Raw genomic sequence first — 26,987 nt, forward strand, 5'->3', positions numbered from 1 at the left:
AACAGGGCTTCGGCCCTGTTTTTTTATGCCTGAAAGCAAAAAATGGCGACTTTTGAAAAGCCGCACGCTTTTTGTAGCAAACGGTTGGCATTTTGTAGAACTATCGTTAACCTGATAGCGGATTTCACTTCCGTAACCACAATGGAACTTCGTCATGTTTGAGAACATTACCGCCGCCCCTGCCGACCCTATTCTGGGCCTGGCCGATCTGTTTCGTGCCGATGACCGCCCTGGGAAAATTAACCTGGGTATTGGTGTCTATAAAGATGAGACCGGCAAGACCCCGGTACTGACCAGCGTTAAAAAAGCTGAGCAGTATCTGCTGGAAAATGAAAATACCAAAAACTACCTCGGCATCGACGGTATTCCGGAATTTGGTCGTTGCACCCAGGAACTGCTGTTCGGCAAAGGCAGCGCGATTGTCAGCGATAAACGTGCCCGCACGGCGCAGACCCCTGGCGGTACTGGCGCCCTGCGCGTGGCAGCGGATTTCCTCGCCAAAAACACCAGCGTAAAAACCGTCTGGGTGAGCAATCCGAGCTGGCCGAACCATAAGAGTGTCTTTAACTCTGCGGGTCTGGAAGTGCGTGAATATGCTTACTACGACGCGGCCCACCACTCTCTGGACTTCGACGGCCTGCTGGCAAGCCTGAGCGAAGCGCAGGCGGGCGATGTGGTGCTGTTCCACGGCTGCTGCCATAACCCAACCGGTATTGATCCAACGCTTGAGCAGTGGGAACAGCTGGCAAAACTCTCCGTAGAAAAAGGCTGGCTGCCACTGTTCGACTTCGCGTATCAGGGCTTTGCTCGTGGTCTGGAAGAAGATGCCGAAGGTCTGCGCGCCTTCGCAGCAGTCCACAAAGAGCTGATTGTTGCCAGCTCCTATTCCAAGAACTTCGGCCTCTACAATGAGCGCGTTGGTGCCTGTACGCTGGTGGCGTCTGATGAGCAGACCGTTGACCGTGCGTTCAGCCAGATGAAATCTGTTATTCGCGCTAACTACTCTAACCCGCCAGCTCACGGTGCGTCTGTAGTGGCGACTATCCTCAGCAATGACGCCCTGCGCGCTATCTGGGAGCAGGAACTGAACGACATGCGTCAGCGTATTCAGCGCATGCGTCAGCTGTTTGTGAACACCCTGGCGGAAAAAGGGGCGGATCGCGACTTCAGCTTTATCATCAAGCAGAACGGCATGTTCTCATTCAGCGGCCTGACCAAAGAACAGGTTCTGCGTCTGCGTGAAGAGTTTGGCGTGTACGCGGTGGCTTCCGGTCGTGTTAACGTGGCGGGTATGACGCCGGATAACATGGCGCCGCTGTGCGAAGCGATTGTAGCGGTACTGTAATGCTTTAAGCCGGGCGGCACTGCGTTTGCCCGGCCTACGTGTAGGCCCGGTAAGCGTAGCGCCACCGGGCAATTAAAAAAGCCTGCTTAAAGCAGGCTTTTTTAATGGTGATTACCAGACCGGCTGTTCATCCTGCAGGAACGGATTGTGCAGCCGTTCGTAGCCCAGGGTAGACATCGGGCCATGACCTGAAATAAAAGTCACATCGTCACCCAGCGGTAATAACTTCTCTTTGATCGAACGGATCAGCTGACCATGATCCCCACGCGGGAAATCACTGCGCCCTACGCCGCCTTTAAAGATCACATCGCCGGAAATCAGCAGGCGCGACTGGTCATCAAAGAAAACAATATGGCCTGGAGTGTGCCCTGGACAATGCAAGACCTGTAATGTCACATTGCCCACGTTGACGCTCTCGCCCTCATTCAGCCAGCGATCTGGCGTCAGAGGAAGACATTCATCAAGACCAAACATGCGGCTCTGCGCCGGTAATCCCTGCAGCCAGAACTCATCTTCTTTTTCCGGGCCAATCACCGGCACGCCATAATGCTGTGCCAGTTCAGCCGCCGCCCCCACGTGATCGAGATGGCCGTGGGTCAGCAGGATCTGCATTAAGGTCACGCCAGCGGCAGCGACTTCCTGTTTGATCTTCTCTGCATCGCCACCGGGATCGACCAGGGCTGCCAGTTTGGTTTGTTCACACCAGATAAGCGAACAGTTCTGGGAGAAGGCGGTGACCGGAATAATACGATAGTTCATACTGCTCCTGATTTGTTATTACCAGTGCCGCAATGGCCCGGTATCAATATGCACAAAGTTGCTACGTGGGTAATATCCTACACCACCTGCGCGCATAGATAACGCAGCTTTGCGAACATTGGCTAACGAAACGCCTTCAATATGAAAATCCATCGCCTGCCCTTTGGTGTGATAGCTCTTTTTAGCTACACCGCGGCTGTGGGCGCGCAATTCATTATTGGTATCAAGAGAGCGGTAGCCGGAAATGAGCTGTACCGGTTTGCGGGTGCCAAGCAAACCCTGCAAGCGGTAAAGCTGGTCAAATAATCCCGGATCGATGGCCTTTACTTTATTGGCGCGGAAATCACGGAAAAAGTGATTCAGCTTGGCTAATTCATCCTGAATATAGCCCCGACCATCAAAAAACTCCGCTTTTATTGACTCACCTGTGTGCAGGTTATTAAGCGTCAAAATACGTGGTCGAGGGGTAGAGAGCGTGGCAAATGATGGCGTAGGTAAGATGGCCGCGCCCAGCGCAATGCCACCTAACGCCAACAACTTACGGCGATTAGCGTCGAATTTGTCCATGGTAATCAGGTCTACAGGTCAATGTTATCGTATAGATGCTTTACAGCGCACGAAGGGCACATTACCGGGCAAACCTGTCATCGTCAAGGCACCACAACCCAGGAAAGACGGGGCTTGCAACCGCAAGACCCCGTTTATTTTTCCATTTAGACTACCGGAATTTTCCGAACTTCTTCATTTATCTGATCAATTGCTCTGCCTTGGGCAGAATTTGTGTGTTGGACCGGGCAGTCTCATCATAATTGTAAATATCTGTACGATACTGCGTCCGGCCATCCTTACCGACGAAGGCGGTGAGATAGTACAGATTAACCGGAATATTCTGGCGGATATTCACATACCGCGTGTCGCCATGCTTCAGCGCATCCGAGATACGTGTGTCGTTCCAGCCAGCATCCTGTAACAACATATTTGCCAGTTCTGACGCCTTATTGACGCGTACGCACCCAGAACTGAGCGCACGGGCATCTTTCTGGAACAGGTTGTGGTTCGGCGTATCGTGCAGATAGATGGCATCCGAGCTTGGCATATTGAATTTATACCGACCCAGCGAGTTGTGCGCACCTGGTGCCTGCTGGAAACGGAAAGGTAAATTCGCCGGCGTGATGGTCGCCCAGTCGACTTGCCACGGATCTATCGCCTCTTTACTGTTCCAGCCGCGCAGCACGGTATAGTTATGGCGTTCAAGATAACCCGGGTCGTTCCACACCTTCGGCAGAATATCTTTGCGCGCCAGCGTCGGCGGCACGTTCCACGGCGGATTGACCACCACGTTGTTCAGCGCGCTGCTCATCATCGGTGTTTTACGATCCGGGCGGCCCACAATCACGCGGGAGGCCAGCACTTCACTGCCGTTCTGGTAATAGACCAGCGAAAAGGCCGGGATATTCACCATGATGCCCGTCGAGAGCGTTCCCGGCAGCAAACGCAGGCGCTGGATATTCAACGCCAGCACCCCGGCACGCTGTGCGGGGGTCATGTTTAGCGCCTCACGCGTCGCCTGGCCGATAACGCCATCCGCGCCCAACCCCTGGCTGGCCTGGAACGCTTTTACCGCCTCAACAAGGCTGCGGTCATAGGAGGCCGGCTTGCTGGAAACAGGCCTGGTTTTCTTTTCGACAGAGGGAGCCGACGGGCTGACCACCACGCTTTGCGGATCGTCACCCGGCAGGGCAATTTTTGGCCCGCCGTCAATCACGCCGGAGCGCTTCAGGATTTCTCGCAACGCGGGTACGTCGCGACTCCACTGCCCCGGGCTCAGCTTAGCGGTGCCCTGAATCTGTGGCCAGGGCTGCGTGTCAGCCACCAGCTGCAGCAGCGACTGGTGCATCACAGCATATTGCGGATGGGTCGGGGCCAGCCCGGCAATGAAGTGCGGCACCGTGCCGTTATCCAGCGCCAGTTGCCACTGGTTAATCACCGACAGCGGCGGTGTCGCCAGCTTGTAAGGCTTATTGCTGTAGAGCCAGCGGTTGCCGTTGACCGGGATCCCCGCCACAAACTGCAGGTAGCCCATCATCGCATCGGACAGAACGACGTCGCGCGCCATTCCGGTGACGGCAGGCTGGGTCAGCAACTCGACCCAGGCAGTAAATTGCGGCTGAAAACCGGCGATGGCGACTTCAGCCAGTTGCTGCTGGAACGCGCGCACGGCTTCACGATCGTCCCACATGGGCTTCATGTCACGCGCGGCATACAGCAGCGTAAGTTGATTGAGATAGGCCGGGGTGTAGCCGGCAGGCAGCGCCGCAAGCAATTCCTGACGGCGTTGCTCTGCATTGACATCCGCAGGCAGCGGCCGGATACCGGCCATTATGGCGGTGGCAGGCGATTGTTCAAGCGGTTGGGACAGCGCAGTCGGTTGCGCGCCCACCGTGGCGGAGCTATCGACAGGAACCAGCTCGGGCTCATCCGCCCGCGCACTAAACAGCGGAGCAACTATCACCGTCAGACACAAACTGAGTGCCGAAAGCTGACGACCATACATATTATTCAGCAACATCCCTTGCCCCCTGTTTGCTATACGTCACGCCCTCATCACCGGGGCTTCACTTCATTATAGAAAGGCAGACCGGCACCAGCCTTACCTTATGTAAAGAAGTTTAAAGTTAACGCAGCCGCCAGTACAAGCTCAAGGAATAAAAAAAGGCGGCCCGGGGGCCGCCATCGCTAATTTTCAGATTCCTCAGGAGGCGTCAGCCGTTCCGGGCAAGGACTCTGGCGGCTGCGGGGCAAAGCCGCGCAGACCCACAACATGAACGTGCTCGCTGTTCTGATAGACCTTACGCACCAGTTTATAGGTGGTGCCTTTCTCCGGACTGATATTTTCCGGCGCCGCGATAATCAGCTGCATATCCAGACGGTCGCAGAGCTCAAACAGCGTGGCGATCGAACGGGCATCCAGACGCGCCGCCTCATCAAGGAACAGCAGACGACATGGGGAGATATCCTTACCGCGCAGACGGCGGGATTCATCTTCCCAGCTCTGGACCACCATCACCAGAATCGACATCCCGGTACCGATCGCTTCCCCCGTTGACAGCGCACCCGATTCCGCGCGCAGCCAGCCGTCAGAGCCACGGTTAACTTCCACTTCCATCTCGAGATAGTTGCGGTAGTCCAGCAGCTCCTCACCGATGGTCTGCGGCGTACGCTGGCCCATGTCGATCTGCGGGTTAAGACGCTGATACAGCTTCGCCAGCGCTTCGGAGAAGGTGAGGCGGTTGCTGTTGAACAGATCCTGATGCTGCTCGTGCTGCTCGGCCAGCACGTCAAGCAGCGTGGCGTGGGCTTCACGCACGTTGACGTTCAGTCGCACACTGTTAACCTGGCCGAAGGAGACGCTCTGCAGGCCCTGGTTCAGCTGACGAATACGGTTCTGCTCACGCTGGATCGTCTTACGGATGATATTGGCCACGCTGCGGGAGCTGATCGCCAGCTTCTGCTCACGTGAGGTCAGCTCTTCCGTCAGACGCCCCAGTTCAATCTCCATCTGTTCAATGGCTTCAACCGGGTCATCGGTGCGAATGATATCCTGGCGAATACGCTCGCGCAGATGCTGATAGACCGCCACGAAGAACTGAATTTTGCGCTCAGGGCGCTTCGGATCTTCCGACATGCGCAGCACATCGCGCAGGTGTTCGTTATCCGCCACCGCCAGACGCAGCGCACCCAGCGCTTTATCCGACATTGAACGCAGCTCATCGCCGGAGAGATAGGCCAGCTCGCGGCGGTGCAGACGGCGTTCAACACCATTGTCTTTCACCATCCGCATCACGGCGCACCAGCCCGCTTTGGCGGTCACCACCTGCTCGCGCTTCTCATGGTAGTCACGTTCCAGCTTGCGCAGACGGCGGGTCAGGTTATCCATCTCCGCTTCACAGAAGGTGAGCGCTTTTTCCAGCTGGTTACGGCGGGCGCGGTTATTGCTGAGCTGGGCATGGAGTTCGTCGCGACGAATGCGCGCCCGCTCCTCTGCCCCGCTGTCGGCCCGCACGCCGATATCCTGCAGCTCTTTATGCAGGTCGGTCAGCAGCTCTTTCTTGGTATCAAACGAACTTTTCAGCGACGCCAGCACCTGATTGTACTGGCTCAGCTGCGCGGCATGGCTACGCATCGCCTCACGGGCACGGGTACGTTCCGTTTCCGCCTGCTCCAGACGCTGGCGCAGTTTTTCGTTCAGATCGCTGTTGCCGTTCAGCATCTCCGCCGAGTCGGAGTAGCTGAAGTGCGCCCGGCGCTGGGAAACTTCGGTCAGGGCAAACGCCTGCTGGCGCGCTTCGCGCTGGACCTGCTGCGACCAGGCATAATCTTCTTTCAGCTGTTCGAACTGTTCCGGGTCGCTCTGCAGCACAGAGACCATCGGCTCCAGCTTCGCCAGCTGGTTGCCGTACTGTTGCACAAAGCGCGCGGCTTCCTGCGCTTCGTCGAGACGCTCCTGGATCTCATCCACGCGATCGGCGAGGGTGTCGTCCGCCAGAAGGTTCAGGCGCGGCAGAATGCGGTTAAGGGCAGCGACGCCCTCTTTAGCCTGCTCGAACTGGACGCGGCTCTGCTGGTTATCATTTTCGTGGGCTGAAATCGCGCGTTCAAGCTCGGTACGACGGGTGGTGAACTTACGGATCTCAGCTTCCGGATCGGCCTCAAAGGCCACGGCCAGATGGCTGCCGATAAAGCGGCTGAACGCCTGGTGCAGACGCTGGGTTTTTTGCACGTCGAACGAGAGCGTCGCAAAACGTTCCGACAGCGCTTCGCGCTCGGTATGCAGGCTCTCAATACGACTTTCACGGGCCGCGCGGCCAAACAGCGGCAACGCCGGGAAGCGCGAATAGCGCCACTGGCGATCGGCGATTTTCACCACCACCGCTTTTTCCAGCTCGTCGACGCCAAAGACGCTGTCATCGAACGACTGCGGATCCCCTTCGATCAGATAGAGATCTTCCGGGCAATCTTCCAGCCCTTCGAGCTGGTCCGCGATCAGCGACAGATCCGGCACCACAATCGCGTGGCGTGATGGACCATACAGCGCCGAGTAGTACGGCGCGTCTTCCAGGCTGACGTCGTCATAAATTTCTGACAGCAGCACGCCGCCAAAACGCTCTGCAAGGGTGTTCAGACGGGCGTCTTCTGCCCCGCCCGGCTGGCTTAAACGTTCGATCTCGTCATCGACAGCGCGCTTACGCGCCCCCACTTCGTCACGTTCAACAATTGCTTCGCGTTCACGCTCCAGCAGCTGCTGCAGATACTCCGTGACCTCCTGGCTGGATTCGAAGGTTTCGCCACACTGCTCGCTGAGCTGGCTGAGGCTGCTCTGGGCTGCCAGCCAGATCGGGGCGCGCTGCATCAGCGTCTGAATACGCGACTGTAGCTGCTCCATCTCCTGACGCAGCGCCATGCGCTGTTCGCTGGCACTGGATACGCTGTCGGACAGCGACGCGATACGGGCTTCCAGCTCCTGATGCAGGCTTTCCAGATCGTCAATATCGACCCGTTTACCCTGACGCTTGCAGAACTCAGCCAGCAGGCGTTCCGCCTCCTGCTGTTCACGCAGGCGCTGCTCCAGCTCGTTCAGGCGCATACGCAGCGGCTGAACCTGTTCCGCCAGGTGGCGCTGGTTAACGCCATCACGCAGCAGCTCGCGGGCCACTTCCCACGCTTCGGCGCGCGCCAGCGGGCCGTTAATCGCGGCCACCAGCTGATATGCCTGTTCAAACTGACTGTGCGCAGTTTGCGCCACGCTCATTTTCTGCTCAAGATTCAGCAGTTTTTCTGTGGCTTCCTGCTCTTTGGCCTGGAAGGTCTCCAGCCACTGATCCGCGCTCTCTGGCGTCAGGTCCGGCAGATGGCAAAGCGCTTTTGCACGTTCCAGCGCCTGCAACGCCTGATTGTACTGAATGGCGCGGGTTTGCTGGACGTCGAGCGCCTGCTGATAGTCGGCAAGCTGGCTTTTCAGCTCATCCACTTCCAGCTCGGCGGCTTCGGCCCGGGCTTCGTTCTCTTCCTGCTTATCGGCAGCTTCCGCCACCACTTCGTTCTGCTCTTCCAGACGAATTTGCAGTTCATCGAGATCCGCTTCGTAGCGCTCGATTTTTTCCTGCTGACGCAGCGCGGTTTGTACCAGGTTCAGGTGATCGCTGGCGGCCTGATAGTCTGCCTCCAGATCCCCTTCTGCTCCGTTATGCTCGGACAGCTCGCGGGCCATCTCGACGTGCTTGTACTGTTCAGAGGCCAGCTGCTGGCGGGAGGTGAAGAGCTCACGGCGATACTCGAGAGCCTGATCGAGATGAATGCGGCGCTCGTTGGCGTGGCGCATGTAGTCCGCCGCCACATAGTTGGTGGCTTCGCTGATCAGGTGCTTGAACAGGTCGCGGTCAGACTGCGTGACGCGAATGGCTTCCAGCGTCATACGGTTTTCACGCAGCGCCGCTTCCATGTCCTGGAACGCCTTACGCACACCGCTGTTTTCCGGTAACAGGTAATCACGCAGAGAGCGGGTAATGGCGCTGGAGATCCCGCCGTAGAGCGAGGCTTCGATCAGACGATAATATTTACTGCGGTCCGAGGCGGAGCGCAGACGACGGGCGACGATGCCCAGATCGAACATCAGCGAGTGGTATTCGGTGATGGAGTTAAACTGCTTAAACTGCACGCCTTCGATAGCTTCCAGTTTGTCTTTCAGCTCCTGCAGCGTCAGCACGCGCGCCTGGCGTTCGTTGAGGGTTTCCGTCAATAGCGCGGTGGGCTGAACGGAGGTTGGCAGCCCCTGAATGGCGAACGGTTTGATATCCACTTTACGGTCGCGACCGGCGACCTGCTGTAAGCGGACGCCAACCACCACGCGCTGATGGCGGGAGTTGATCACGTCCAGCACAGAGTAACAGACACCTGCCTTCAGCTTACCGTGCAGACCCTTATCACGGGAACCGCTGGTCGCGCCGGCTTCGGTGGTGTTACGGAAGTGCAGCAGGGTTAAGTCCGGGATCAGCGCCGTGACGAAGGCCGCCATGGTGGTGGATTTCCCTGCCCCGTTACCGCCCGAGAGCGTGGTCACCAACTCATCGAGATCAAAGGTGCGGGCAAAGAAACCGTTCCAGTTAACCAGCGTCAGTGAGCGAAATTTACCGCGTTCAATCATTACTCTTCCTCCCCGCTATCCGGCTGATTGTCTTCATGCTCGTCATTGAGCTGCAGATGGTTTTCCACCGGCATCGCTTCGCCATCACGGATCATGCGCAGCTGCGCTTCGCGGGCGTCATCACCCACGCGCACGTCGGCACCGAAGCGGAACACAGATTCAGTGATGCGGAATTTGCTGCTGTCATGGCCCATAAACCACACCATCCCCAGACGGCGCAGACGGTTCAGGGAGGAGCGCACTTTTTCCTGTAACTTCTGACGGTCTACGTCCGAGCCGGTGGAGCGGTTGTTGACCAGCTTCAGCAGCTTGCCTTCGTCCGCCAGGGTCATCAGCTCGTCATAGAGCTCCTGCTGGGTGAAGATGCCTTCGTTCGCCAGACGCTCCGGGCTGAGGTAGAGATAGCAGAGAATCTTGCCGACCAGCATGTCCAGCTCGGAGAGCACCGAGCGCGGGATGAGCGTGGTGGAGCGCGGACGCAGATAGAAGAACCCCTCCGGCGCACGGATCAGCTCCACGTTATAGCGGGCGTAAAACTCTTCCAGGTACTCCTGAAAATCCATTAAAAAAGCGTGATTATCCAGCTCGTCGAGACCAATGTGACGACCGGCACGCAGCTGGCTGTCCAGCGCCGGAAAGATCGGATTTGCCAGCGCCTGGGCCAGCTTAACTGGCATCACGTGTTCAATATTTGTCAATGACATGCGCCTGTACCTTGGCTCCGTAATCGTTGATCGGCTGCCACTTCGGCGGCAGGCCGGTGAAATCTGCTTGCGCGACGCCCAGGCGTACCGCCTGATCGACCACGATGCGGGCGATATCGAAATGGCGGGCACGCGGGTATTGTGCGAGGTAGTCGCGCACCACCAGACCGAGATCGAGTGGTTTGTTTTTGGTTTTGAAGATCGCCAGTTGCTCCTCGATCATCGCCGCAAGCTGTTCCCGTATTTCGTTAAACTCTTCATATTCCAGATCGGCTGGCAGCTCGCCGGTGACCTCTTCGTCGCGCAGGCTCATCTCTTCGTCACGCATATCGAGCAGGCGGTCAGCGCTGGCGTAGGTCAGCGCCCACGGCGCATCGAAATAGGTCTGTACCGACTGGCGCAGGCGCTGGGCAAACACGCGGTTTTTATCCATGTCGATAGCGGTACGGATAAATTTATGCACGTGGCGGTCATAGCCGATCCACAGGTCAATCGCCTGCTGGCCCCAGCTGATAATGCGGTCCAGCTTGCTCTGCAGGTCGAAGACCAGGCGATCGACAAAATGCAGGTTGTCCTGGGCCAGGGTGGCATCCTGAATGCGCAGCAGGTTAGCCTGCAGCTTGTCCCCCGCAGCCTCCAGCGTATCCTGCAGTTCACGCAGGGTGCCGGAGGTTTCTGACAGCAGCATTTCACAGCTGGAGATTGCCGCCCGCCAGTCTTTGTTCAGAAGCTGGGCGATGTCCTCTTTCACCAGCTGCTGCTGCTCATCCATGATGCGCTGCGTCAAATCGATGCTGTCGAAAATCTCGGCTACTGAATATTTCAGCGGCGCGTAGACGTTACGGTGCCAGTGGAACTCGTCACCGCCCTCATCTGCGGCATCGGCTGCACGCTTCAGTTCACCCGCCACAATGGAGAGCTGCATCGAGAGGCGCAGGGTCGAGAATTCGCGCTGGCGAATGTAGTAGTCGGTAATGCCGATGCCCAGTGGCGTCAGACGATAGATGGCATTCCCTTCTGCCAGCTCGCTGGTAAAGCGGTTCAGCAGACGTTGACGCACCATATCGTTAATCGCGTTATTGGCACGCACATTAATGGTTTCGCTGGTTTGCTCAAACGCATCACTGACATGGCGGAACGCATCCACCAGTTCGCCCTCGCTCATTTCTCCATCCAGCCGTTCGCTGTTCAGCGTGGCGACCGCCAGCAGAAAAGAGAGTCTGTCTACCGGCAGCGAGAGGGAGAAATCGTTTTTTCGGGCCCAGGCAACCAGCTCGGGGACTGTCTGGGAAAATTCACTCATAAGTTATCCTTGCTCTGCGGCTTGCGCGCGGTGACGTGAATGTAGCGACCAAGGCTAATATAAGGCTCCTGGCGGCAGTACCGCGTCTCTAATTCTGTCAGGGCGTCAAAGCACTCATGCTGCTTCTGTTTATCGCGCAGATAATCATGAAACACCCTGATGCCGGTTTTCCCGGTAATCTGCCAACCGGAGGTTTCCAGCCAGCCATAAACCTGCTGCGGGTCGCGCGGAAAGTCCGGTGACAGCGTACGGCGTTTCTTCTTGTACATGCCCTGCTGTACATAACCGAAATTCCCCACCAGCACGTTACGCATTAACAGGCCGTTAGCGTTGTAAAACATCAGCGACAGCGCGCCGCCGGGGCGCAGTATCGACCAGAGCGTCTTCAGCAGCGCCTGGGGTTCGGCTACCCATTCCAGCACCGCATGAGACAATATCAGATCAACCGGGCTTTCCAAATGTTGAGCGATCTCCTGAGCGGCACAATGTATAAATTGCATGTTATCGCTCACATCTTTCTCCACCGCGGCACTTTCAGCGCGGGCGATCATTTCAGCAGAGAGATCGCAAAGGATAACGTGGTGCCCACGCTCAGCCATTTTTATCGCCGTCTGGCCTTCACCGCCGCCAGCGTCGAGGACACGCAGTTTCTTGTCGCCAAATCCGGCCAACAGGATGTCCAGATCCTGCCAGAGGATCGTCTGCCGTAGACGGCCTTTGGTCGTGCCGTAAATATTGCGGGCAAACTTTTCCGCGATGTCATCAAAATTGCGATCCCGCATTGGGAGAGCTCCACCCACTCACAACAAAACCGCTATTTTGTCACAGCCGGGCGGAGAATGAACCTCTCTGGTGTAATATCGCTGACAATCATCAGCTATATGGTCAAAAAAGGAGCCAGAAAGGATGCTTTTTACTCTAAAAAAATATATTGGCGGCATGATGCTTCCCCTCCCTCTTCTTCTGCTGTGTATCGCGCTGGGCCTGGGGTTGCTGTGGTTCAGCCGCCATCAGAAAAGCGGCAAAATTTTGGTTACGGCAGGCTGGCTGGCGCTGACGCTGCTGAGCCTGCAGCCGGTTGCGGATGGGCTGTTACGTCCGGTCGAAGACAAATACCCCACCTGGCAGGGAAATGAGAAGGTTAAGTACATCGTGGTGCTCGGCGGGGGCTACACCTGGGATCCACAATGGGCTCCCAGCTCCAATCTGATCAACAACAGCCTGCCGCGCCTCAATGAAGGCATGCGGCTGTGGCTGGCGAATCCCGGGTCGAAGATGATCTTCACCGGGGCGGCAGCACAAAGTAATCCGGTGAGTACCGCCGAAGCGGGCGCGCGCGTGGCGCAGTCTTTGGGCGTGCCGCGCGAGGCGATCATCACTCTCGACAGTCCAAAGGATACCGAAGAGGAAGCCGCCGCGGTGAAGCAGGCGATAGGCGATGCGCCCTTCCTGCTGGTGACCTCAGCCTCCCATCTGCCGCGGGCGATGATCTTCTTTGAACGCCAGGGTCTGCATCCTCTACCCGCGCCCGCGAACCAGCTGGCGATTAGCGCCCCGCTTAACCCCTGGGAACGGATCATTCCGTCCCCGGTATGGCTGATGCACAGCGATCGCGTGGGCTATGAAACGCTTGGGCGCGTCTGGCAGTGGCTGAAGGGCCTGTCAGGCGAGCCAGGGGAGCAGTGATTTCGAGGCCAGATCGAAGTTGGCGCGGCTAAAATGCCCGGTATTCACCAACTGCGCCACTTCGTCCCACAGCGTATAGAGCCAGCGCCGCCAGAGGAACGACTCTGAGACCGGCGCGCGCCGCAGGTAGTGCCAGAGTAAATCCTCCGCCTGCCCGCTCTGGCTCAGGCGAAACAGTTCATACTCCCGGGGGGCCCACAGCATCACGCCGGGCCCGACCATCGCCAGCAGCTGATCGCTGCGGGGATCCTTGAGCATACTGCGCAGCGTAAAATTGCCGTGGATCAGCACGCTGTTGTCATTGAATCCTTCAAACAGGGTGGGCAGGCACTCGCGGGTACGAAACAGGATCCGTTTATCCTGCATGGTCAGGCCGGTGTTGTGATACTGGTTTAGCGTCCCCCACAGCACCTCAACCCGCTGGCGGTACCAGAGTGGCCAGAGATTTTCCTGGGTGCTGTCCACCGAGCCGACCAGCCCTCCGCTGTCCAGCCGGTGCCAGGCCAGCAGCGCTTCAACTATCTGATCTTTTAGCTGCTCCCAGCGTTCAGGCGTGCGGGCTGGCGCTTCCACCGGGACACCGCGCAGACGCTCAATCAGCAGGACATCCGGGCCCGGATGTTCTTCGTGGGTCATCACGCCATACACGGTCGGCATTCTTACCGTGCCGCTGCGGGCCAGCATGGAGATTTTCCACGCCAGCTGTCGGGCCACATCCGGTGAAGAGAAGCTTCGCGCCAGTAACGGCATGGGGTTTCCCTGGCTGTCGTACAGCGACCATAGCGTGGTATCCGCCTTTTCATGCACGCATTCCACACGGCTCAGTTTTTCACCCAGCAGATGGCTGAGTTCGGCTCGCAGCTGTTCCATTTGAGATTACCCCCATTAAGACTACTGCTTTTATAATGAGCGTGTGGCGGGCGGATGTCACTCTTATGAGAAGATTCTGTAGCAGAAATTCAGAAAAATGAGACAAAAAAATCCCCTCAAAAGAGGGGATGGCGGGGATTAGCGAAGTTCAGCGCGAACGCGGGCCAGATCTTCTGGCGTATCGACGCCTGTACCCGGAACCTCGTGCGCGACGGCGACGTGGATCTTTTCGCCGTACCACAGCACACGCAGCTGCTCGAGCATTTCGATGTTCTCCAGCGGGCTCGGCTGCCAGTTGACGTAACGGCGGATAAAGCCTGCACGATAGCCATAAATGCCCAGATGACGCAGGATGCTATCACCAATGTTATCCCGGGATTCGGCAAAGCGATCGCGATCCCAGGGGATAGTGGCGCGGGAGAAATAGAGCGCATAGCCTTCAGCGTCCAGTACCACCTTCACCGCATTCGGGTTGAATGCCTCTTCTGCGCTATGAACCGGCACGGCCAGGGTCGCCATACCCACCTGACGCTGGGCCAGGTTTTCCGCCACCTGACGAATAATGACCGCCGGGATCATCGGCTCATCGCCCTGCACGTTAACAATCACCGTGTCGTCGCTGAAACCGCATTTTTCCACCACTTCGGCCAGACGCTCAGTGCCGGACTGGTGATCGGCGCGGGTCATGCAGACTTCGCCGCCCGCCGCTTCAACTGCACGCGCCACCTCTTCATGATCGGTGGCGACAATGATCCGCTCCGCGCCGGACTCACGGGCACGTTCGAGCACATGCACGATCATCGGCTTGCCGTTGATATCCACCAGCGGTTTGCCCGGCAGACGCGTGGAGGCAAAGCGCGCCGGAATAATGACAACAAAACTCATGGTTTGCTCTCTTCAGGCGCCAGGGCGCGGGCTTCGGTTTCCAGCAGGACGGGAATGCCGTCGCGCAGAGGGAAGGCAAGGCTATCCACTTTGCAAATCAGCTCCTGCTTATCCTGGCTGTAGTAGAGTTTGCCGTTGCACACCGGGCAGGCAATAATTTCCAGTAAACGGTGATCCATAGTTCCTCCGTATCAATAATCGGTAAAGTTTACCATATTCCTTTTTCAGACCGCGTCTATTTCCCAGCCCGTTCGACAGGTGTGAAAAAGTCCGTCAGGAAGATGGCCCAGCGCGATGCGTGTCGCTCCCTGCCAGCCCGCAAAATCGCTGATTGCCGTGGCGAGTCCCTTCTCCAGCGCGACGCTTATCCGAACACCCTCTTCCAGATAAAGGGCGATAACCTGTAGCTCGCCGGTTTTGCGGTGCATTTTGGCATCCATCCGCCCCACCAGCTGCCCTCTATGCAACAGCGGCAGAACGAAATAGCCATACTGACGTTTCGGCGCCGGGGTATAACATTCCAGCCGGTAGCTGAAGTTAAAGAGCTGTTCCGCACGCTTACGATCCCAGACCACCGGATCGAAGGGTGAGAGAACGGCGGTATGGGTTGCGGTGAGTTTCCCTTCCTGCGCTTCGTTAAGCAACGGCAGCAGATCGGCATGCAGCCACATCTCCCCCAGCGTCTCCACCTCGACGCGGACCACCTGCTGCTGCGCCTGCCAGCGCTCAAGCAAGGGGGCCAGCGCGGGCTGACGCAGGCGGTAATAGTCGGCCAACCACTGGGGGCGGAAAATGCCTAAGCTGCGGGCGCTGTTTTCCAGCATTATGGCTTCTGCCGCCGCCTGGGTCAGCATATCCCGGCTGTCATCCCACTCCGGCATCACCCGATGTGTGAGATCGTAAACGCGCTGAAAGTTATGCCGTTCCACCACCATCACCTTGCCAGCGGTGAACAATCCCTCAAGATGGCGTTTATGCGGCTTCCACTCCCACCACCCGCTCGTTCCTTTGTGGGGATGTTCAAAATCGGCGGAACGGACAGGGCCTTTCTCCTGAATATGGGCGATAAGCTCCTCTATTTCATCCGCATGTTCCTGCATCCAGGCCTGGCGGTATTTCCAGCCCATTTTATCGGGCGCGAGCATTCTGTGACGCACCAGCGCAAAGTCGCTGCGCGGCAGGAAACACGCCTCGTGCGCCCAGTATTCCATCAGCTCTCCCTGACGCAGGGCGTTATCCAGCCAGTCGGGCGAATAGGGGCCGAGACGGCTGAACAGCACCAGGTAAGGGCTGCGGGCAACAATATTAATGGTGTCGATCTGGAGCAGCGACATGCGCTTGATGGTGGTAAGAATATCGGTGGGTCGGGCGCGACGACGGGGCTTTTTTAAAAGCCCCTGGGCGGCAAGATGCAGATGACGTGCGGCTGAAAGCGTGAGTTGCGGTAAAGCCATGCCTTGTCCTGTCAGTTAGTGCGCGGGTGAGGCCTCTCCTGCCAGGGCAATCAGTTCCTGGAGCAGTTGTTCAGGCTGTTCGCCCTGCAGTTGGGCATCAACCGGTAAATACCACCAGTTATCCCGGGCAAAGGCGCGGCATTTCACCGCATCTTTTTCGGTCATGATCAACGTCTGACCAGGCGCAGTAAACGCCGCAACCTGCTCCAGGCTCAGCGCCTGGTGGTCGGCCAGCGGCACGCTACGCTGAAGTTTGGCGCCGCAGGCTTCTAGGGTGGAGAAAAAGCGCGGAGGATGACCGATACCGGCCATCGCCACCAGATGGTTAAGCTCAGCAACGTCGCGCCGTTCGCCGGTCAGCAGATTCACGGCAAGTCCTGGTTGCAGCTGCATCGGGATCTCCCCCGCCTGCGCCGTACCACCGTTGACGATAACCGCATCCACGGACCGCAAACGCGACGCGCGCTCGCGCATCGGTCCGGCAGGTAACCACCAGCCGTTACCAAAGCGGCGAACGCCATCAATCACCACGATCTCTTTATCCCGGGCCAGCGCGTAGTGCTGCAGGCCGTCGTCAGTGATCACAATCTGGACATTCGCCTGCGTCAGCAGTGCCTGCACCGCCTCGCTGCGCACCGGCGAAACCGCTACCGGCGCACCGGTACGCTGAAAGATCAGCACCGGCTCATCACCCGCTTGCGCCGTGGTGGTTTGCGCGGTCAGCAGCAGCGGATAGCGCTCCGCCTTGCCGCCGTATCCCCGGGAGACAACCCCCACGCGAATCCCGCGTTTTGTCAGCTGTTCCACCAGCCAGATCACCACCGGCGTTTTACCGTTGCCGCCAGCGGTAAGGTTGCCCACCACCACCACCGGCACCGGCGCGCGCCAGGCCCGTTTGAGCCCCACTTTATAACTCAGGCGGATCAGGCCGCTGACCAGGCCATACAGCCAGGAGAGCGGCAACAGCAACAGCCAGAGCGGAGACTCACCGGACCAGATGCGAGCGATCATTCGCCAAACTGCATTTTATGAAGCTGGGCATACACACCCTGGTGCGCCAGCAGGTCGGCATGGCTGCCCCGCTCGACGATGTAGCCATCTTCCACCACCACGATTTCGTCGGCTTTTTCAATCGTCGACAGGCGGTGGGCAATCACCAGTGAGGTACGGTTCTTCTGCAGCTCATCCAGCGCAGACTGGATAGCGCGTTCGGACTCGGTATCCAGCGCCGAGGTAGCTTCATCGAGGATCAGGATTGGGCTGTCACGCAGCAGCGCGCGCGCAATAGCAATACGCTGGCGCTGACCGCCGGAGAGCAGGACACCGTTTTCACCGATAATGGTATCCAGCCCGTTATCCATCTTATTGATGAAGTCCATGGCGTAGGCCATCCGCGCCGCCGCTTCGATCTGCTCGCGGCTGTACTCTTCATTACGGGCATAGGCGATGTTATTAGCCACAGTGTCGTTGAACAGGTGCACATTCTGAGAGACCAGCGCGACCTGATTACGCAGCGACCGCAGGGTGTACTCGCGCAGATCGTGGCCATCAATCAGGATCTCACCCTCATCAATATCGTAGAAGCGGGTGATCAGGCTGGCGATGGTTGATTTACCCGAGCCAGAGCGGCCCACCAGGGCTACAGTCTTGCCTGCCGGAATTTTCAGATTGATATTGCGCAGAGCAGGCGTATCGCGACCCGGATAGGTAAAGGTCACATTGCGGAACTCCACGTCGCCGGTTGAGCGCTCAATCACGCGTTTGCCTTCGTCTTTTTCCTGTTCGGAATCAAGGATCGCAAACAGCGTCTGGCAGGCTGCCATCCCGCGCTGGAACTGGGCATTAACGTTGGTTAACGATTTCAGCGGGCGCATCAGGGCAATCATCGACGAGAAGACCACGGTGATGGTACCGGCGGTGAGGGTTTCCATCACGCTCGGGAAGCTGGCGGCATAGAGCACAAACGCCAGCGCCAGGGAGGCGATGAGCTGAATGATCGGATCGGAGATGGAAGAAGCAGACACCATCTTCATCCCCTGCAGACGCATCTTATTGCTGACCTTATCGAAGCGCTTGGTTTCGAGTTCCTGGCCGCCAAAAATCAGCACCTCTTTGTGGCCTTTCAGCATCTGCTCGGCGCTGGTAGTCACCTGCCCCATCGTGTTCTGCATGTTCTTACTGATGCTGCGGAAACGCTTCGAGACGACGCGGATCGCAATCGACACAATCGGCGCCAGCACAATCAGGATCAGCGACAGCTGCCAGCTGTACCAGAACATCAGGGCGAACAGACCAATAATCGACGCCCCTTCACGCACAACGGTAATCAGCGCGCTGGAGGAGGAGGAAGCCACCTGCTCGGAGTCGTAAGTAATGCGCGACAGCAGGGTGCCGGTCGACTGCTTGTCAAAAAACGCGACCGGCATGCCCATCATATGGCTGAACAGGCGGCGGCGCATGGTCATTACCACTTTGCCCGAAACCCAGGAGAGGCAGTAGCTGGAGATATAGCTGGTGATGCCGCGTAAAATCATCAGGCCGATAACCACCAGCGGCATCCATAGCAACACTGAGCGATCCGTTTTACCAAAACCGTCGTCCAGTAACGGTTTGAGGAGCGATAACATGAAGGTATCGCTGGCTGCGTTGAGGATTAACGCTACGCCCGCCACGATTAGGCCCGTTCTGAAGGGTGCAATCACCGGCCAGAGTCGGCGGAAGGTCTGCCACGTGGAGAGATCTTTGTCGTTATGCATTCAAAAAACCAGCATTTGTTGAAATAGCCGCATATTCTACCCGTTATCTCCGGGCGCGCCAAACCACTGATGATACCAACGGGGCAAAATTTGATCCCGTAAGCTATGGATTTGCCAGCCATGTTGCGAAAATGAAACCGTGATTTGTCCAGATCGGGGTGTTGTTAGCCAGCGATACCCCTCCTTTCGGTAGCGGCGAGCTACTTTGATCGAAGGCAGTCGCCACGCGTTATAGCGGGAGGCAGACACCAGGGCGATCTGCCCACCCACGCGCTGCACCAGAGGGAGTGACGAGGAGGTATTACTGCCATGGTGCGGCACCTGGATAAGTGTAGACGCAAGATATTGCCAGTGACGACTGAGCATCGTTTTTTCTCCCTTCGCTTCAATATCGCCAGTTAACAACACGCTATGGGTACCGTCCTCAACTTTAACCACGCAGGAACCGTTGTTGCCGCGCTGCGGTTTGTTGGCGAGGGGCCAGTGCGCACTGAAGGTCAGCCCTCGCCACTGCCAGTGCTCCCCGCGCGCACAAGGGTCATGCCCGGCCCAGCGCAGCGGGCTTCTAATCCACATAGTCGGCCACGCCTTACGTAGTGACAACAACCCGCCGATATGATCGAGATGTTCGTGGCTGATAATCACCCCCTCCGGGCGTAAATGGTGCCACCGTAACCATGGAATGATCAGCTGTTGCGCACTGTCCCCGCCCGGCCAGGCGGGGCCGGTGTCATAAAGGATCGCTCTCCCCTGCCGCTCGATCACCATTGCCAGCCCCTGTCCGACATCCAGCATATGCACGGCCCAGCCCTCGGTTTTATCAGCCCGCCATAGTGGATTGGTTGCCAGCACCAGTGCCGAGACACAGACCACCGGACAGGTACGCGCCCCGCGCAGCCGCCAGGCGACGATGGCGGCCCAGGGCAGCAGGGTCAGCCACAGCCAGCGTTTATCGACCGGGATCCAACCGTCAGGGAGCGCGGTTAAAAATCTGAACAGCAGCGACAGTGAGCCATCCGCAAACGTCCAGACCATATTTTCCGCCGCCGGCCACATCCAGAGGTGCAGCCCCATCCCCAGTAAAATCAAAGGCACCGAAATAAAGGTCACCAGCGGCACCGCCACCAGATTCGCGATCAGTGAAGAGAGGCTGAAACCATGGAAGACGACAATCTGTATCGGCAGCAACAGCAACAGCATGCCTAGTTGCAGGTGCAGCAAGCTAACCACAGCCCTGACGACCCAGGGGCCGGAAAAGCGCGGAGCAGGCACCCACTGATACCAGAAAATCAGCACCGCCACGGCAAAAGCGGACAGTAAAAGACTGTGCGACAGCACGGCCAGCGGATCGGCCAGCAAAATGGCAGCAATGCAGACTCGCCATACCTGCCAGGGTGACCAGAGACGACCGCTTAATTGCAACGCCAGACAAGCGCCCAGTGAGACGACGGTGCGCAACGCAGGAGGTTGCATTCCGGTAAGCCAGGCGTAAAAGGCGGCAAAGCAGAAACCTGCCACCAGCGGGGCTCGCCAGCTTACCCAACGCCCCGGGATGAAAAACTGTATGCCCCGCACCAGCAGCCAGACAACCGACGCCGCCAGGGCTATGTGCAAACCTGAGATCGCCATCAGATGCCCGGTGCCGGTTTCCCGCATCAGATTTTTTATCTCTGACGTTACCGCCAGCCGCTCCCCCATGCCCAGCCCCAGCAGAACCGGCCCCCAGGTATAGGTAGAAAGTGTGGCCGTCAGCGAGGTGAGATAGCGGGCGCGTAAGCTACAGCGATCATCTGTTACATCGGCATGGGTAAAACGCCCGGTCAGGGGTTGATGCTGTGCCAGGGCATAGCGCTGGGAATCGAACCCGCCATCGTTGAGTTGCCCGTGAACGGCACGTAATGACAAGGTCATCGCCCAGCGCTGCCCGGCGCAGCCCGGTTGCGGCAGAGTGTTGCCATACAGCGTGACGCCTACTGCTGGCACCATCGCTTTGCCGTTGAGCTGGATGATGCGGGCCCGATAGGCCGCCTCGTTTTCAACCGCTACGATCTCTATCTTCGCTTTCTGCGGACCCCGGGTCAGATTCTGCATTGGCCAGACCGCACTTTGCGCGGCCAGCACTCCCCAGGCAAAGAAGAGCAGCCAGAAACCACTGTAGCGGGCCACGTTATGACGAATTAAGGCGAGCAGAAATCCGGCACACGCTATGGCCTGGATAACCGGCAGCGCTGGCAGAGCGGGCAGCCAAAGAAGTGGCAGGATAGCCAGAATCAGACATGTCGCTAACGACGTTAAACGCATTTACACCTCCCTGTGTCAGGGCAGTGTGCGTTCAGACATTCAGTCTGTCAGGTGCGAAATTGTGCGGTTGCGACGCAGGCTGGCATAAATCAACGGCGTGCAGCAAAGGGCCGGGAAATTTGCGGCGCAGCTTCCGGATAAAAAGGAGAAAAACAAAAAAAGCACCCGCAGGTGCTTTTCTTGTGGTCACTCAGTTTTGCCCGCAGGCTAAACTCAGTTGCCGTAAATATTGGCGCGATCGCGCAGCTCTTTACCCGGCTTAAAGTGCGGAACGTATTTACCTTCCAGCTCTACTTTGTCGCCAGTCTTCGGGTTACGCCCGGTACGTGGAGCACGATAGTGCAGAGAAAAACTACCGAAACCGCGGATTTCAATGCGCTCGCCCTGTGCAAGAGTGGTAGCCATATGCTCCAGCATCTCTTTTACGGCGTCTTCCACTGCTTTCGCAGGTATATGCGATTGCTGGCTGGCAAGTCTTTCAATCAATTCTGACTTGGTCATGATTCCTCCGGTTCCTTCAAACCAATTAGCTAAACAGCTTAAACAAGGGCGGCCGTAGCCGCCCTTTGTTATTGATTACAGGACGAATCCTGCAATCTGTCAAGTCACTCTACGAGTAACTTATTCGCCTTTAGCTGCTTTGAAAGCTTCAGCCATTGCGTTGTTAGAGAAGTTTGCATCTTCCTGTTTGTTAACAGTTGCGATTGCATCTTTCTCATCAGCTTCGTCTTTAGCACGAACAGACAGGCTGATTGCACGGTTCTTACGATCAACGCCGGTGAATTTAGCTTCAACGTCGTCGCCTACGCTCAGAACCAGAGTTGCATCTTCAACGCGGTCACGTGAAGCTTCAGAAGCGCGCAGGTAACCTTCAACGCCGTCAGCCAGTTCTACGGTTGCGCCTTTCGCGTCAACTGCAGTCACTTTACCGTTTACGATTGCGCCTTTCTTGTTCAGTGCAACCCAGTTGTTGAACGGATCTTCTGCGAGCTGTTTAACGCCCAGGGAGATACGCTCACGCTCTGCGTCAACCTGCAGAACAACTGCTGCGATTTCGTCGCCTTTTTTGTATTCACGTACTGCTTCTTCGCCTGCAACGTTCCAGGAGATGTCAGACAGGTGAACCAGGCCGTCGATGCCGCCGTCCAGGCCGATGAAGATACCGAAGTCAGTGATAGACTTGATTTTACCTTCAACACGGTCGCCCTTGTTGTGGGTTTCCGCGAACTGCTGCCATGGGTTGTTTTTGCACTGCTTCAGGCCCAGGGAGATACGACGACGTTCTTCGTCGATATCCAGAACCATAACTTCCACTACATCACCAACGTTAACAACTTTGGATGGGTGGATGTTTTTGTTGGTCCAGTCCATTTCGGAAACGTGCACCAGGCCTTCAACGCCTTCTTCGATTTCAACGAAGCAGCCGTAGTCGGTCAGGTTGGTAACGCGACCAGTCAGTTTAGTACCTTCTGGGTAACGTTTAGCGATAGCTACCCATGGATCTTCGCCCAGCTGTTTCAGGCCGAGGGATACACGAGTACGCTCGCGGTCGAACTTCAGCACTTTAACAGTGATTTCGTCGCCCACGTTCACGATTTCGCTTGGGTGCTTAACGCGTTTCCACGCCATGTCGGTGATGTGCAGCAGGCCATCAACGCCGCCCAGGTCAACGAATGCGCCGTAGTCAGTGAGGTTCTTAACGATACCTTTGACTTCCATGCCTTCCTGCAGGTTTTCCAGCAGCTGATCGCGTTCTGCGCTGTTTTCGGATTCGATAACGGCACGACGGGAAACAACAACGTTGTTACGCTTCTGGTCCAGCTTGATTACTTTGAACTCAAGCTCTTTGCCTTCCAGGTGCAGGGTGTCACGAACTGGACGAACGTCTACCAGTGAACCTGGCAGGAACGCACGAATACCATTCAGCTCAACAGTGAAGCCACCTTTAACTTTGCCGTTGATAACACCGACCACAGTTTCAGCTTCTTCGTAAGCTTTCTCCAGCGTGATCCATGCTTCGTGACGTTTCGCTTTTTCACGAGACAGCAGGGTTTCGCCGAAGCCGTCTTCTACTGCGTCCAGAGCAACGTCAACTTCGTCACCAACCTGGATTTCCAGCTCGCCCTGAGCGTTTTTGAACTGCTCTGCCGGAATGGCAGACTCAGATTTCAGACCGGCGTCAACCAGTACGATATCTTTGTCGATAGCAACAACAACGCCACGAACGATGGAACCCGGACGGGTTTCGATTTCTTTTAAGGATTCTTCAAACAGTTGAGCAAAAGATTCAGTCATGTTTAATCTTCAGGTTAATATTAACGTCCACCTGGCTCCGTGCCGGATGGGGTTGTTTCACATACCCGCCGTCAATCCATTGCAGCGGGGGTACTGCTAAATCGGTCGCGATTACGCGAGAGCCAATTTCTGGCGCGCATATTGTAGCGCTTTTTCAATCACTTGCTCAATAGTTAAACTGGTAGAATCCAGAACTAATGCATCATCTGCGGGAACAAGCGGTGCAACGGCGCGATTACGGTCGCGATCGTCACGCTCTTTTATCTCAGACAAAAGACGTTCAAAGTTAACACTAAAGCCCTTTTCCTGCAACTGCAGCATACGGCGCTGCGCGCGCTCCTCCGAGGAAGCGTCAAGGAAAATTTTCACCGGCGCATCAGGGAAGACCACGGTTCCCATGTCGCGTCCGTCGGCGATCAGGCCCGGGGCGTCACGGAACGCGCGCTGGCGACGTAAAAGCGCCTCGCGAACGCGCGGAAACGCCGCGACCTGAGAGGCGGCGTTCGCCACTTCCTGAGTGCGGATCTCAGCGCTGACATCTTCCCCTTCGAGGATCACTTCCAGGTTGCCGTTGGTGGAGATGAAACGTACATCCAGATGGGCGGCCAGCGGCACCAGTGCCTCTTCAGAGGCGACATCGACATGATGATGCAATGCAGCCAGCGCCAGCACACGATAGATTGCGCCCGAATCTAAAAGATGCCATTGCAGTGCTTCCGCCATGGCTTTGCATAGCGTGCCTTTACCTGCGCCACTCGGCCCGTCAATGGTGATTACCGGGGCAATTGCCGTCATCTTTTTCTCCTTAAATTAGGCATACCGTTGTGTAAACGCCGCGCATTATACGCGCCAATGTGCACAACTGTTACCTTTGCGTGCAAATTACGGAATGATTGAAGCTGAGTGTAGAAGAAATGGACGATGATGACGTCAGGAAGCGTAAGGAAACGCCGCATCAGGTGATGCGGCGCAGCAATATCATGCAGGAGTGCTAATACGCGCCAGCTGCTCGAAGTAGTCGGGGAAGGTTTTCGCGGTACATTTCGGGTCAAGGATGGTGACCGGCGTATCGGAGAGCGCCACCAGCGAGAAGCACATCGCCATACGGTGGTCGTTGTAGGTGCCAATTTCCGCCGCCTGGAGCCTGGCCGGTGGCGTTACGCGGATATAGTCCTCGCCCTCTTCCACTTCGGCACCAACTTTACGCAGCTCGGTCGCCATGGCAAACAGGCGATCGGTCTCTTTCACGCGCCAGTTATAGATGTTGCGCAGCGTGGTGGTGCCTTTGGCAAACAGCGCCGCCGTGGCAATGGTCATCGCCGCGTCGGGAATGTGGTTCATGTCCATATCAATGGCGTTCAGCTCCCCGCGGGTGCAGGAGATGTAGTCATCGCCCCAGGTCACCACGGCGCCCATCTTCTCCAGCACATCAGCAAAGCGAATGTCGCCCTGCACGCTGTTGCGACCAATACCGGTCACTTTAACGGTACCGCCTTTAATGGCGCCCGCTGCCAGGAAGTAAGAGGCCGACGAGGCATCGCCTTCTACCAGGTAGTTGCCCGGTGTCTGGTACTGCTGCCCGCCGCGCACCACGAAACGCTGGTAGCTGTGGTTTTCCACCTCAACGCCAAAGGTCTTCATCAGGTGCAGCGTGATATCGATATAGGGTTTGGAAACCAGCTCGCCTTTAATGGTGATAGTGGTGTTTTGCGGCGCCAGCGGTGCGGTCATCAACAAGGCGGTCAGGAACTGGCTGGATACGCTGCCGTCCACCGCCACTTCACCGCCGGTAAAACCTCCACGCAGACGCAGCGGCGGATAGTTTTCCTGCTCCAGATAGTCAATCTGCGCGCCGCCCTGACGCAGCGCATCAACCAGATGGCCAATCGGACGCTCTTTCATGCGCGGCTCGCCCGTCAGCACGATGTCATTGCTGCCCAGGCAGAGGGCTGCCGCCAGCGGGCGCATAGCCGTGCCGGCGTTGCCGAGGAAGAGCTCCAGCGCGTCGGCGGAGTGCAGCGCACCCGCATTGCCCGTCACTTCACAACGGGTACGATCCGCAGACAGGGTGTAGTGGACTCCCAACGCTTTCAGCGCATTAAGCATATGGCGAACGTCATCGCTGTCCAGCAGGTTAGTGAGAACAGTGGTGCCGTTTGCCAGCGCAGCCAGCAGCAAGGCGCGGTTCGAGACACTTTTTGAACCAGGCAGATTGATGGTGCCATCTACCCGCGCGATAGGGTGTAACGTCAGGGATTCCATGAAATTTAAGTCTCAACTCAACATAATAAAAACCCCGCAGCCAGGCTACGGGGGAATAAACACGAGCGCAATTAACCGTGGCGACGTTCGAAGTCAGTCATGAAGTCGGTCAACGCCTTAACGCCTTCGATCGGCATGGCGTTATAGATGGACGCACGCATTCCGCCAACCACGCGGTGGCCTTTCAGCGCATGCAGGCCAGCAGCGAAGGACTCTTCGAGGAACAGCTTATCGAGGTTGCTGTCAGCCAGCTGGAACGGCACGTTCATGCGGGAGCGGTTCGCTTTGGCGACGTCGTTGCGATAGAAGTCGCTGCCATCGATCACGCTGTAGAGCAGCTCAGATTTCTGCTGGTTGATCTTATCCATCTGCGCCACGCCGCCGTTGTTTCTCAGCCATTTAAAGACCAGGCCAGAGAGATACCAGGCAAAGGTCGGCGGGGTGTTGAACATGGAGTCGTTATCGTTCAGCACGCTGTAATCCAGAATCGACGGGCAGGATTTGTGGGCTTTACCCAGCAGATCTTCGCGCACGATCACCAGAGTCAGACCGGCCGGGCCGATGTTTTTCTGCGCGCCAGCGTAGATCACGCCGTAGCGGCTGACATCCAGCGGCGCAGAAAGAATGGTGGAGGAGAAGTCCGCCGTGACGACCACATCCTCGCCAAAGTTTGGCTCTTCGTGGATGGCGATGCCGTCGATGGTTTCATTTGGGCAGTAGTGCAGATAGGCCGCATCGCGGGAGAGCTGCCATTCGCTCATCGGTTTTACCGCGCGTAAGCCGTCAACGGTGACTTTGGCATCAATCACGTTCGGGGAGCAGTATTTGTGCGCTTCTTTTACCGCGCTGGCAGCCCAGTAACCGGCATCAACATAGTCAGCGGTGGTTTTGTCGCCCAGCAGGTTCAGCGGAATACCCGCAAACTGACCGCGTCCGCCGCCGTGACAGAATAATACTTTGTAATTTGAGGGGATATTCAGCAGGAAACGAAAATCTGCTTCTGCCTCTTCCGCCACCTGAATAAACTCTTTACCACGGTGGCTGACTTCCATCACCGACGTGCCAAGACCGTTCCAGTCGCACAGCTCCTGTTGAGCCTGTTTGAGCACATCCGCCGGTAACATTGCCGGACCTGAACTAAAATTAAAGACCTGAGCCATTTCCCC

At 57.2% G+C, this 26,987-nt stretch carries 21 protein-coding genes; 2 read left to right on the top strand and 19 right to left on the bottom strand.

All coding sequences use genetic code 11. The features are described from left to right. Positions 1 to 154 precede the first annotated feature (154 nt). On the top strand, positions 155 to 1,345 hold the full coding sequence (locus DVA44_RS15930) for an amino acid aminotransferase (protein ID WP_114387516.1): 1,191 nt from the start codon (positions 155 to 157) through the stop codon (positions 1,343 to 1,345). Between the two features lie 111 nt (positions 1,346 to 1,456). On the opposite strand, the gene DVA44_RS15935 is transcribed toward DVA44_RS15930, so the two are convergent. The 7 genes from DVA44_RS15935 to cmoM form a co-directional block, all read right to left on the bottom strand. Further along, positions 1,457 to 2,104: an MBL fold metallo-hydrolase gene (locus DVA44_RS15935; RefSeq protein WP_114387517.1), complete on the bottom strand. Its 648-nt coding sequence runs from the start codon at positions 2,102 to 2,104 to the stop codon at positions 1,457 to 1,459. A gap of 18 nt (positions 2,105 to 2,122) precedes the next feature. Continuing rightward, on the bottom strand, positions 2,123 to 2,671 hold the full coding sequence (locus DVA44_RS15940) for a YcbK family protein (protein WP_103823365.1): 549 nt from the start codon (positions 2,669 to 2,671) through the stop codon (positions 2,123 to 2,125). Between the two features lie 178 nt (positions 2,672 to 2,849). After that, a complete protein-coding gene (gene ldtD, locus DVA44_RS15950; protein ID WP_114387518.1) occupies positions 2,850 to 4,673 on the bottom strand; it encodes a L,D-transpeptidase in 1,824 nt (607 codons plus the stop codon). Positions 4,674 to 4,856: 183 nt separating this feature from the next. After that, the gene (mukB, locus tag DVA44_RS15955) at positions 4,857 to 9,305 is read right to left on the bottom strand and encodes a chromosome partition protein MukB (RefSeq protein WP_114387519.1); all 4,449 of its coding nucleotides are present in this window, start codon (positions 9,303 to 9,305) and stop codon (positions 4,857 to 4,859) included. Then, on the bottom strand, positions 9,305 to 10,009 hold the full coding sequence (mukE, locus tag DVA44_RS15960) for a chromosome partition protein MukE (RefSeq protein WP_114387520.1): 705 nt from the start codon (positions 10,007 to 10,009) through the stop codon (positions 9,305 to 9,307). The genes mukB and mukE overlap by 1 nt, the downstream gene beginning before the upstream one ends. Then, the gene (gene mukF / locus DVA44_RS15965) at positions 9,990 to 11,312 is read right to left on the bottom strand and encodes a chromosome partition protein MukF (protein ID WP_103823368.1); all 1,323 of its coding nucleotides are present in this window, start codon (positions 11,310 to 11,312) and stop codon (positions 9,990 to 9,992) included. The genes mukE and mukF overlap by 20 nt, the downstream gene beginning before the upstream one ends. Next, positions 11,309 to 12,094: a tRNA uridine 5-oxyacetic acid(34) methyltransferase CmoM gene (gene cmoM, locus DVA44_RS15970; protein WP_114315442.1), complete on the bottom strand. Its 786-nt coding sequence runs from the start codon at positions 12,092 to 12,094 to the stop codon at positions 11,309 to 11,311. The genes mukF and cmoM overlap by 4 nt, the downstream gene beginning before the upstream one ends. Positions 12,095 to 12,218: 124 nt before the next feature. Between cmoM and elyC the strand changes: the two genes are divergently transcribed. After that, positions 12,219 to 12,998: an envelope biogenesis factor ElyC gene (gene elyC, locus DVA44_RS15975; protein ID WP_114315443.1), complete on the top strand. Its 780-nt coding sequence runs from the start codon at positions 12,219 to 12,221 to the stop codon at positions 12,996 to 12,998. On the opposite strand, the gene DVA44_RS15980 is transcribed toward elyC, so the two are convergent. The 12 genes from DVA44_RS15980 to serC all read right to left on the bottom strand — a co-directional run bounded on the left by DVA44_RS15980 (position 12,975) and on the right by serC (position 26,981). Further along, entirely contained in the window at positions 12,975 to 13,868 is an 894-nt protein-coding gene (locus DVA44_RS15980) for a YcbJ family phosphotransferase (RefSeq protein WP_114387521.1), read from the bottom strand. The genes elyC and DVA44_RS15980 overlap by 24 nt on opposite strands. A 138-nt stretch (positions 13,869 to 14,006) precedes the next feature. Continuing rightward, a complete protein-coding gene (gene kdsB, locus DVA44_RS15985; protein ID WP_103823372.1) occupies positions 14,007 to 14,753 on the bottom strand; it encodes a 3-deoxy-manno-octulosonate cytidylyltransferase in 747 nt (248 codons plus the stop codon). Then, positions 14,750 to 14,932: a protein YcaR gene (gene ycaR, locus DVA44_RS15990; protein WP_103178926.1), complete on the bottom strand. Its 183-nt coding sequence runs from the start codon at positions 14,930 to 14,932 to the stop codon at positions 14,750 to 14,752. The genes kdsB and ycaR overlap by 4 nt, the downstream gene beginning before the upstream one ends. Before the next feature lie 45 nt (positions 14,933 to 14,977). Beyond that, entirely contained in the window at positions 14,978 to 16,207 is a 1,230-nt protein-coding gene (locus tag DVA44_RS15995; protein ID WP_114387522.1) for a winged helix-turn-helix domain-containing protein, read from the bottom strand. A gap of 15 nt (positions 16,208 to 16,222) precedes the next feature. Beyond that, a complete protein-coding gene (lpxK, locus tag DVA44_RS16000) occupies positions 16,223 to 17,218 on the bottom strand; it encodes a tetraacyldisaccharide 4'-kinase (protein WP_114387523.1) in 996 nt (331 codons plus the stop codon). Next, on the bottom strand, positions 17,215 to 18,963 hold the full coding sequence (gene msbA / locus DVA44_RS16005) for a lipid A ABC transporter ATP-binding protein/permease MsbA (RefSeq protein ID WP_103178923.1): 1,749 nt from the start codon (positions 18,961 to 18,963) through the stop codon (positions 17,215 to 17,217). The genes lpxK and msbA overlap by 4 nt, the downstream gene beginning before the upstream one ends. Before the next feature lie 36 nt (positions 18,964 to 18,999). Then, the gene (locus DVA44_RS16010) at positions 19,000 to 21,264 is read right to left on the bottom strand and encodes a ComEC family protein (protein WP_114387524.1); all 2,265 of its coding nucleotides are present in this window, start codon (positions 21,262 to 21,264) and stop codon (positions 19,000 to 19,002) included. A gap of 213 nt (positions 21,265 to 21,477) precedes the next feature. Continuing rightward, positions 21,478 to 21,765 carry an integration host factor subunit beta gene (ihfB, locus tag DVA44_RS16015; protein ID WP_039029484.1) on the bottom strand — a complete coding sequence of 96 codons (288 nt, stop codon included), beginning with the start codon at positions 21,763 to 21,765 and terminating at the stop codon, positions 21,478 to 21,480. Between the two features lie 120 nt (positions 21,766 to 21,885). Continuing rightward, positions 21,886 to 23,559 (bottom strand): 30S ribosomal protein S1, encoded by a 1,674-nt coding sequence (rpsA, locus tag DVA44_RS16020; RefSeq protein ID WP_032617357.1) that lies wholly within the window; start codon positions 23,557 to 23,559, stop codon positions 21,886 to 21,888. Between the two features lie 111 nt (positions 23,560 to 23,670). After that, a complete protein-coding gene (gene cmk / locus DVA44_RS16025; protein WP_103178921.1) occupies positions 23,671 to 24,354 on the bottom strand; it encodes a (d)CMP kinase in 684 nt (227 codons plus the stop codon). A 183-nt stretch (positions 24,355 to 24,537) separates the two neighbouring features. Continuing rightward, on the bottom strand, positions 24,538 to 25,821 hold the full coding sequence (gene aroA / locus DVA44_RS16030; RefSeq protein WP_114387525.1) for a 3-phosphoshikimate 1-carboxyvinyltransferase: 1,284 nt from the start codon (positions 25,819 to 25,821) through the stop codon (positions 24,538 to 24,540). Between the two features lie 71 nt (positions 25,822 to 25,892). Next, positions 25,893 to 26,981 carry a 3-phosphoserine/phosphohydroxythreonine transaminase gene (gene serC, locus DVA44_RS16035; RefSeq protein WP_103823378.1) on the bottom strand — a complete coding sequence of 363 codons (1,089 nt, stop codon included), beginning with the start codon at positions 26,979 to 26,981 and terminating at the stop codon, positions 25,893 to 25,895. Between the last annotated feature and the right edge of the window lie 6 nt (positions 26,982 to 26,987).

The sequence above is a fragment of the Leclercia sp. W17 genome, from assembly GCF_003336325.1.
In the GTDB taxonomy this organism is placed as follows: domain Bacteria; phylum Pseudomonadota; class Gammaproteobacteria; order Enterobacterales; family Enterobacteriaceae; genus Enterobacter.

What these genes read in the sequence shown, in the direction of transcription:
- DVA44_RS15930 (WP_114387516.1), top strand. Translation starts at nt 155, where the DNA reads ATGTTTGAGAACATTACCGCCGCCCCTGCCGACCCTATTCTGGGCCTG.
- DVA44_RS15935 (WP_114387517.1), bottom strand. Translation starts at nt 2,104, where the DNA reads ATGAACTATCGTATTATTCCGGTCACCGCCTTCTCCCAGAACTGTTCG.
- DVA44_RS15940 (WP_103823365.1), bottom strand. Translation starts at nt 2,671, where the DNA reads ATGGACAAATTCGACGCTAATCGCCGTAAGTTGTTGGCGTTAGGTGGC.
- ldtD (WP_114387518.1), bottom strand. Translation starts at nt 4,673, where the DNA reads ATGTTGCTGAATAATATGTATGGTCGTCAGCTTTCGGCACTCAGTTTG.
- mukB (WP_114387519.1), bottom strand. Translation starts at nt 9,305, where the DNA reads ATGATTGAACGCGGTAAATTTCGCTCACTGACGCTGGTTAACTGGAAC.
- mukE (WP_114387520.1), bottom strand. Translation starts at nt 10,009, where the DNA reads ATGTCATTGACAAATATTGAACACGTGATGCCAGTTAAGCTGGCCCAG.
- mukF (WP_103823368.1), bottom strand. Translation starts at nt 11,312, where the DNA reads ATGAGTGAATTTTCCCAGACAGTCCCCGAGCTGGTTGCCTGGGCCCGA.
- cmoM (WP_114315442.1), bottom strand. Translation starts at nt 12,094, where the DNA reads ATGCGGGATCGCAATTTTGATGACATCGCGGAAAAGTTTGCCCGCAAT.
- elyC (WP_114315443.1), top strand. Translation starts at nt 12,219, where the DNA reads ATGCTTTTTACTCTAAAAAAATATATTGGCGGCATGATGCTTCCCCTC.
- DVA44_RS15980 (WP_114387521.1), bottom strand. Translation starts at nt 13,868, where the DNA reads ATGGAACAGCTGCGAGCCGAACTCAGCCATCTGCTGGGTGAAAAACTG.
- kdsB (WP_103823372.1), bottom strand. Translation starts at nt 14,753, where the DNA reads ATGAGTTTTGTTGTCATTATTCCGGCGCGCTTTGCCTCCACGCGTCTG.
- ycaR (WP_103178926.1), bottom strand. Translation starts at nt 14,932, where the DNA reads ATGGATCACCGTTTACTGGAAATTATTGCCTGCCCGGTGTGCAACGGC.
- DVA44_RS15995 (WP_114387522.1), bottom strand. Translation starts at nt 16,207, where the DNA reads ATGGCTTTACCGCAACTCACGCTTTCAGCCGCACGTCATCTGCATCTT.
- lpxK (WP_114387523.1), bottom strand. Translation starts at nt 17,218, where the DNA reads ATGATCGCTCGCATCTGGTCCGGTGAGTCTCCGCTCTGGCTGTTGCTG.
- msbA (WP_103178923.1), bottom strand. Translation starts at nt 18,963, where the DNA reads ATGCATAACGACAAAGATCTCTCCACGTGGCAGACCTTCCGCCGACTC.
- DVA44_RS16010 (WP_114387524.1), bottom strand. Translation starts at nt 21,264, where the DNA reads ATGCGTTTAACGTCGTTAGCGACATGTCTGATTCTGGCTATCCTGCCA.
- ihfB (WP_039029484.1), bottom strand. Translation starts at nt 21,765, where the DNA reads ATGACCAAGTCAGAATTGATTGAAAGACTTGCCAGCCAGCAATCGCAT.
- rpsA (WP_032617357.1), bottom strand. Translation starts at nt 23,559, where the DNA reads ATGACTGAATCTTTTGCTCAACTGTTTGAAGAATCCTTAAAAGAAATC.
- cmk (WP_103178921.1), bottom strand. Translation starts at nt 24,354, where the DNA reads ATGACGGCAATTGCCCCGGTAATCACCATTGACGGGCCGAGTGGCGCA.
- aroA (WP_114387525.1), bottom strand. Translation starts at nt 25,821, where the DNA reads ATGGAATCCCTGACGTTACACCCTATCGCGCGGGTAGATGGCACCATC.
- serC (WP_103823378.1), bottom strand. Translation starts at nt 26,981, where the DNA reads ATGGCTCAGGTCTTTAATTTTAGTTCAGGTCCGGCAATGTTACCGGCG.